An 8088-nucleotide genomic window follows, 5' to 3' on the forward strand; every position below is an offset into this window, starting at 1 on the left:
AATGGATTATCTTCCGGTATACTTCCGTCTTTGTAAATACGATGTACTTTCCCGTTTGGCAGCGAAAAATCCTGCGCCTGGTATCCGGCACCGCGGTCGCCAATGGCAAAAAACAAATGGCCCTCCGGATCGAAAACAATACGACAACCATAGTGGTGGCGTGTGGTTCGGTAGGTATCATGCGGAGCTTCAAACAACACTTCCTCGTTGGTCCAGCTGTTATTTTCAATTTTTCCACGAACAATACGTGTCATTGCAGGTGGCCGGTTTCCACTGTAACCGCTTGTTAATACATGACTGTAGGCAAGGTAAATCCAGCCATTTTCGCTAAAATCGGGATCAACTGCAACATCCATCAAACCACCCTGCCCCTGGTTTAATACTTCCGGCGTATTTTTTACCGGCTCATCAAGCAATATTCCATTCTTCACTATTCGCAGCCTGCCCGGGCGTTCCGTAATTAAAGCTGTATTTTTATCCATAAAATCAATTGCCCACGGAACTTCCAATCCTTCAGCAAAAATTTCTACATCCATATTATAATCCATCGTTTCCATTTCTTTGGCAATCGGTGGTTTTTTGGCCCCGACCTTATTCTCCGACTCGCGGATATACGAAATGATAGCATTAATATCTCTATCACTGAGCGTTGCTTCGTATGAGGGCATTCCCAGATGCGGAATTCCAAATTTTATATTTCGGAAAACATAGCCGTCTTCTGCACCAAATTGCCAAATTCCGTCAACCAAACTTGTCGCATTTCCTCCGCCCAAATTGGCGCCATGGCACGAAGCACAGTTTTGCCCATACAGCAGTGCGCCATCCTGAGCGTTTACGGTAAGCGAAAAAGAGAGAAATAAAATGGTAAAAAATACGATTGTTGTTTTCATTCCCGTTGATTTAGATCTTTTTAAAACTTTTATAAGTTAAGGAAAATCAACCTATTTTGTTCATTCATATTCAGCAAATTAATTTAACATTTATTAAGACACTTCTTAATATGATCAGGAATTTTTAGACCTTTATCGTTGTTATACAGAAAACTTTAAAGGTTCATTGAACAGAAAAATATTTGATAAGAGATGAAAAATGTAGCACTAATAACCGGCGCTTCAACCGGAATTGGCCGCGAACTGGCCCACATACATGCCGAAAAAGGAGGCGATCTGGTAATTGTTGCCCGAAATAACGACAAGCTGGAAGCACTAAAAACGGAACTGGAAACAAAACACAGTATAAAGGTTTTTGTAATTGCGAAAGATTTAGGTTTGCCCAAATCGCCAAAAGAGGTGTACGATGAAATTAACAAGGCAGGTATCGAAATTGAGATCCTGATCAACAACGCCGGTTTTGGAGGTGTTGGCGTATTTCATGAACTCGATTACGAACAACACATGGCAATGATTAACCTGAATGTTACTTCGCTAACCGCCATGACACGCTTGTTCCTTCCCGATTTTGTAGCGCGCAACTCCGGGAAAATACTAAACACCTCATCAACGGCCAGTTTAATGCCTGGCCCCTTGCAAGCGGTATATTTTGCCACAAAAGCTTACGTTACTTCTTTCAGCAATGCCCTTTCAGCAGAGCTTGCCGATACCAATGTTACCGTTACCAACCTAATGCCCGGTGCCACCGAAACCGAATTTGGTGCCTCATCGGGAATGGACAAAACCGCGATGTTCAAAAAAACAGCAAGCGCGCGCAAAGTTGCCGAAGCGGGTTACAAAGCCATGCTAAAAGGAAAAATCGACGTAGTGTCGGGATTAACAACAGCACAAAAAATAATGATCTCGGGAATTCCGTTTATGCCTAAAAAGCTTCTTTTAAAAACCGTAAAAAGCATGCAACAACCCAAATAAACTATGAAACAGCTATTTCCCTGGTTAATATTTATTGTTTTTATCGCATTTCTGGTTGGAGCGAATATGTATCTGGCCAAACGATTTTCGTTCTATTTTGAGTTGCCAACAACGCGTTACCTTTATATAACTTTTGGTGCCTTAACCGTATTTATGATTGCCGGTATTGCCACAACCACCAATACGCAGGCGGCTTTTGGTAATATAATCTACATTGCGGCCTCGATCGTAATGGGCTTTTTGCTCTACCTTTTACTTTCGGTTGCAGTTGTCGATCTGGTAAGTATTTTTACAAAATCAGTTCCCCGGTTGTTGGGAATCTCCGCCCTTTCGCTGGCTGTTTTTATTACTGCTGCCGGAATTGTTAACGCTCAGTACCGAAGGATTAGCGAAGTAGAAATTCCGATGAAAGGGCTAACGGGCGAAATTAAGGTTGCTCATCTCTCCGATGTTCATATCGGGCATTTCTGGGGGCCAAAAACACTGCAAAAAATAGTGGACAAAACCAACGCCCAACACCCGGATGTGGTATTTATTACCGGCGACCTTTTTGATGGAAAAATCCGATTAAACAGCAAAAGTCTGGAGCCGTTAAAACAAATGAATGCCCCGGTTTATTTTATCGAAGGAAACCACGATGGTTATTCGGGCGCCAAAGAAGTAAAAGATAATCTGCGTGAAATTGGCGTTACCGTTTTGGAAAACGAGGTGACCCATTTTAACCAGATTCAAATTATTGGCCTCAACCATATGCGGGCTGATAACAGCCAACAGGAAATTCCTGAAAGAAGGAAGCGGCCAAGCATCCGTTCGGTTCTTGATGAGCTGAACATCTTCCCCGGAAAACCAACTGTTTTGCTGCATCACAGCCCCGATGGAATTGAGTTTGCCAATCAACATGGTGTTGACCTTTACCTGGCCGGGCACACACACAACGGCCAGTTATTTCCGTTTAATTTTGTTGTGAGCATGGTTTACAAATACAACAAAGGACTGGGCGATTATAAAGGAACACGCATCTACACCTCGCAGGGAGTGGGAACTTTTGGCCCGCCAATGCGCGTAGGAACCAAAAGCGAAATCGTAATTTTGAAACTAAAACCCGAATAATATGAATGTCATTATTACCGGTGCCACCGGAATGGTAGGAAAAGGTGTTTTACTCGAATGTCTCGATCATGAAACGGTTGAAAAGGTTTTGGTAATCGGAAGAAATCCGCTTGATATTTCACACCCGAAACTGGAAGAACTCATTCATAACGATTTTTCCGATTTCTCAACAGTAAAAGCCCAACTTGCCGGCTACGACGCCTGTTTCCTGTGCATGGGAATCAGTTCAATGAGGATGAAAGAAAACGATTTCAAAAAGGTCACTTATGACTATACGCTTTCGCTGGCAAGGGAATTGTTCCCGCTCAACCCGGAAATGACAATCACTTATGTATCAGGCGAAGGGACAGATTCCTCAGAAAAAGGCAGAGTAATGTGGGCGCGTGTAAAAGGAAAAACGGAAAACGATTTGATCAAACTGGGATTTAAACAAGCCTTTATGTTTCGCCCGGGATTGATCATTCCCTTGCGCGGAATAAAATCGCGAACCAAAGCCTACCAGTTTGTTTACGATTATTTTATGTGGCTGGTACGTTTGCTCAAAGCCGTGGCACCAAACACAGTGGTAGACACAACGCAGTTGGGAAAAGCAATGATCAACTGCACATTGTATGGCTACAACGCTGTAATTATTAAACCAAAAGATATTATTCAACTGGCTGAGAAATAAAAATTGGCTCTTTTTCGCTTCATTTCTGAGATAATATCCTCTTTCTAAAGTAAAAGCAGGATTGGTTTGTTTCATTCGTACTGGGTAAATAATTTTTTTTACTAGCTTTACTGCATTATTAAAATATTTTAATAATCATAAAATGAACAAACTTCATCTCATTGGCATTCTACTGCTGTTTACGTGGTCGTGCACAACCAACTACCCCAACATTCCTCAACAGTATCATTCGCTTTTAGACTCAGCGCTGATTAAAGCCGGCGACAATGCTGCCGAACTGGAAAAAGCTTTGGCAGAATCGTCGAAAAAACAAAAAGAAGGTATGGCATTTCTGATCAGTTATATGCCGGAATGTGATCTTACCACATTAACGGCCGACTTTCTGCTCGAAAATGTAGATTATGCCTACAAGGCTCGCGAAAAATACAGCTGGTGTGCAAATCTTCCTGATTCTGTCTTTTTTAACGAAGTACTTCCATACGCCAACATTTCGGAGGATCGCGATGCGTGGCGGAAAGACTTTTACGAGCGTTTTGCATCCTATGCCGAAAACTCAGACAACATGGTTGAGGCAATTATGTCGATCGCCCGTAATATAAAAGACGAAGTGGATGTGGAATACAATACCAACCGCTCGAAGGTAGATATCAGCCCCTTGCAAGCCATGAAAGAACACATGGCCACATGCACAGGTTTATCCATTTTACTTACCGATGCCTACCGTGCTGTAGGAATTCCGTCGCGACTTGCCGGTACCGCTATGTGGACCAACTACAAAGGCAACCACACTTGGAGCGAAGTGTGGATAGACGGCGGGTGGCAGTTTATTGAATATTATCCTGATACCTTAAATCAATCGTGGTTTGTCGCCGACGCCGGAAAAGCCGATCCCGACAACATGCTGCACTGGATTTATGCTGCTTCGTACAAACCAACCGGAATGCCGTATTATGCAGCAGTTGATGCGCCTTACATTATGCAAGTGGTTGATACCACTAAACTCCCCGGGCAAATGCGACCACAATACGAAGAAATGAAAATTGAAGCAGCAGGTATTGAGCCTTACATCTGGGGACATAACGTAACACAGCGCTACATCAACATCTATCAGGAATCCATTAAAAACAGCAAACTCAATGACGACGAGCTGATAGCGAATGTGGTGGTTTTTGCTAACGAAGATACTTCTGTAAGTGCATCACGATTGAGTTGCCGCGTTGATGTTTTTGAAGGCGATAAAAACATCAACTTTGGTTATTCGCCACGTAAAACCGACGACATGAATCAGTTTCTTCAGTTTAAATTGAAGAAAGGAACAAGCTACCGTTTTGTAGTCTCCAGTCCTGAAGAACAGATCGAACAAGAATTTGATCTTTCTACCGATAACACTCCAACCCAAGATATTCAACTTATTTTAACGAACTAGTTCAGCTAACAATCCATGAAAAAACTAATTGTAATTCTAACCCTACTAATTGCAGCTCAGCACTTGCTGGCACAAACCACAAACGTGGTTACACACAACAAAGTACTTATCAATACCGATCCGTCGCAAGGGGTAAAAAGCTTTGTAAAATGGGGCGATTTCCCTTCTACTGACAAAGAGATAAGGAGAATTGTTCTGAACCTGACTCTTGCCTACCCGGAAGATCGCGCCATCGCCCACTGGGATTATATGGACCGTGTGAAGATTTTGCGAAAAGGTGGAGTTCACGGCGAAATGATCAACTACGAAATTGGCCGCATGCTGACTCCATACGGCAGTAATTTTAAAGAAGGCTGGAGTTACACCTGGAGTATTGATGTTACCGACTTTCAGGCTTTTTTGCGCGATAGTGTTGAGATTGAATATATTCACTCGGGTTACGAATCGCCCGATTTGGGTTGGGATTTAACACTTGATTTCGACATCACTTTTGGCCCGCAGGTAGCCGATTTTATTTCTGTTGAAAAGATGTGGGATGGCAATTTTCGGTATGGCGACCCAGATGATCCCATCGAAGAGCAGCTTTCGCCCAAAACGGTTACTACCGCAGAAAATGCTGATTTTGCCCGTTTTCGTATTCAGCATACCGGGCACGGAATGGATGAACCCAGCGGTTGTAGCGAATTTTGTAGTCGCTGGCGCGAGTTATTGTTCGACGGTGAAGTTGTTGATCACCGCGATATGTGGAAAGACTGCGGCAATAACCCGCTGTATCCGCAGGGCGGAACCTGGATTTTCGACCGCGCTTACTGGTGCCCCGGTGATTTACAGGTACCTGATGTGGTTGATATTCCGATGAAAAAAGGGAGCCACAAACTCGACCTCGACATGGAACCATTTACTGCCAACAATAAAGATCAGCCGCATGAACAGATCACATCGTATTTGTTCCAATATGCTGCACCGAATAACGAAAACGATGTGGCCATTGAAGAAATTATTGCACCAAACCTGAAAGACAATTACAACCGTTTTAATCCTCGCGGTTTCAGTCCGCTCATCAAAATCCGAAACCTTGGTAGCCGAGATCTAAAAAAGCTGAAGATCATTTATTCAACCAATGGGTTTGAAGAGAAAACCTACCAATGGAAAGGAAACCTTGGTTTTTATGAAGCTGCTATTATTTCGCTTCCGGGAGAAATTGATATGAAGGATGGATTAAATACCTTTTCGGTGATTTTGGAAGAGCCCAATGGCAAAGAAGATGAATGGGATGGCGACAATAATATGAATGCGGAATTTGAAAGTATTCCAACAATTCCATCGAAATTTGTGGTGGAATTTATGACCAACAACAAACCCGAGGACAACTGGGTGCAAATTGTAAGTAGCAACTACGACACTGTTTATTCCAAAACACCCGAAATGCTCGATTCGGCCACAACTTACATCGACACTCTCGAGCTGGAAGAAGGCTCATACTTCCTGAATTTGGTAGATACGGCGGGCGAAGGGCTTGAGTTTTGGTTTCTGGCCGATGCAGGTTACGGGCGTTTACGTTTAAAAGATACCGAAGGAAACCTCATTCATTTATTTGAGAGCGATTGTGGAAACGGACAGTTTTTTGCTTTCAGAACCGACGACGATTTTAAAGTGGACACCACCATTGCGCACCTGTCGGTAAATATTTACCCGCGCATGGTAAAAGATTATGCTACAATTTATACCACCACCAACAAACCATCAACATTAAAAGCACGCATTACAAAAGATGGCGAGTACATAGAGACACACGAGTACACCAACATTAAAGACACTCAAACGGGTCTGGATTTGCGCCATTTGGAGGAAGGACGTTATGTAATGGAAATATACATTGATGGTGAACACAAAATGAACAGGCGTTTTAACAAAGTTCCACAAAGTGGATTTAGAAATTAAGAATAAATGTGACCGAGAAACTAAAAGAGTGATTGAAAATTGAATTCAATCACTCTTTTTATTTAGTTGACAGGTCGTTAGCCATACCATTTCCGCGTACGTCCCTGCAAATTATTCAGCGTATCGATGGTGATATTTACGTCGTTCACCACCTGAAAATCGAACATACCCACACATATAAAATCGGCACCATTTTTAAAGGCCCAGTTAAAACCATCTTCGGGCTGAATGGCGCCGGCAGCCAGCACTTTAAAACCCATTACCGGAACTGTGGCGCGGTTCACAAATTCCACCGTTTTTTCGGGAAACAAACAAAACAGGTTATCGTGAAAACGGTTGTGATCGGCATATTTTTTACCATCCACCTCAAAGGGCACACGGTTCTCGCGCGGGTGTGCCGACCAGTAATTATCGTGATGCATAGTTTTCATGTAATAATCCGGAATAATCCCCTGCTCCTCACAGGCAATCAGCGAATCAACCGTATGCGAAGCCAGCCCGGCCGTGTAACCCTGCTCGCGGATATGATTTAGCATCAGATCGATTTTATCCAGCTTGTTGTCGCGCACCAGCCAGTCGCACCAGTTCCCCTGAATCTGAATAATATCCACACCAAAATCGATGGCTTTATTGATATTCACCACGTAGTCGTTGTTATCAGCATCGGGGTGCACCTGCGTAATCACTTTAATTTTACTTCCGGTTAGCTTCTTATATTTCTGCATGGTGGCATTTGTCGGAAAACCAATATTGATGGTATTAATTCCGGCTTCCTCAGCCAACATCAGCGTTTCAAAAATCTTCTTTTCAGTGTTATAAGCTCTGAAAAGCGACGGCACATAATGCAGATCGCGCGAGTGCGCCCAACCGCCAATCAGGTTTCCACCGGCTACCAAACGACTGATTTCGTGCGGCCCGATCTTTCCTTTCGGAAGTTCTCCCTTCAGTTCTTTTATATCGGCACCTCCTACTTTTATTGTGGCCCCCGAAAGCGTATCTACACCATATTTTTGTGTTTCGTTAAAAGCACCCAAACCCAAAAAGCCTAAAGCAGGAATCGTTGCCAGGTTTTTCAAAGC

The 8088-nt window shown here is 43.2% G+C and carries 7 protein-coding genes; 5 read left to right on the plus strand and 2 right to left on the minus strand.

The window, feature by feature from the left end; genetic code table 11:
- Positions 1-890: PQQ-dependent sugar dehydrogenase (locus ABZB17_RS17335; protein ID WP_372651969.1), on the minus strand; the 890-nt coding region annotated here is incomplete at its 3' end.
- Between the two features lie 192 nt (positions 891-1082).
- Between ABZB17_RS17335 and ABZB17_RS17340 the strand changes: the two genes are divergently transcribed.
- From ABZB17_RS17340 to ABZB17_RS17360, 5 genes are all read left to right on the plus strand, one after another.
- Positions 1083-1862, plus strand: coding sequence for an SDR family NAD(P)-dependent oxidoreductase (locus tag ABZB17_RS17340; RefSeq protein ID WP_372651971.1), 780 nt, complete (start codon positions 1083-1085; stop codon positions 1860-1862).
- Positions 1863-1865: 3 nt separating this feature from the next.
- Positions 1866-2972, plus strand: a complete 1107-nt coding sequence (locus ABZB17_RS17345; RefSeq protein WP_372651973.1) for a metallophosphoesterase — start codon at positions 1866-1868, stop codon at positions 2970-2972.
- 1 nt (position 2973) lies between these two features.
- Complete coding sequence (locus ABZB17_RS17350; RefSeq protein WP_372651975.1) at positions 2974-3642, plus strand: epimerase; 669 nt, start codon at positions 2974-2976, stop codon at positions 3640-3642.
- Positions 3643-3784: 142 nt separating this feature from the next.
- Positions 3785-5068, plus strand: a complete 1284-nt coding sequence (locus ABZB17_RS17355) for a transglutaminase family protein (RefSeq protein WP_372651977.1) — start codon at positions 3785-3787, stop codon at positions 5066-5068.
- A gap of 15 nt (positions 5069-5083) precedes the next feature.
- Entirely contained in the window at positions 5084-7009 is a 1926-nt protein-coding gene (locus ABZB17_RS17360) for a peptide-N-glycosidase F-related protein (RefSeq protein ID WP_372651979.1), read from the plus strand.
- A gap of 77 nt (positions 7010-7086) precedes the next feature.
- Here ABZB17_RS17360 and ABZB17_RS17365 read toward each other — a convergent pair.
- Positions 7087-8088: hypothetical protein (locus ABZB17_RS17365; RefSeq protein ID WP_372651981.1), on the minus strand; the 1002-nt coding region annotated here is incomplete at its 5' end.

It is taken from the genome of Draconibacterium sp. (assembly GCF_041583095.1).
Classification (GTDB): Bacteria; Bacteroidota; Bacteroidia; order Bacteroidales; family Prolixibacteraceae; genus Draconibacterium.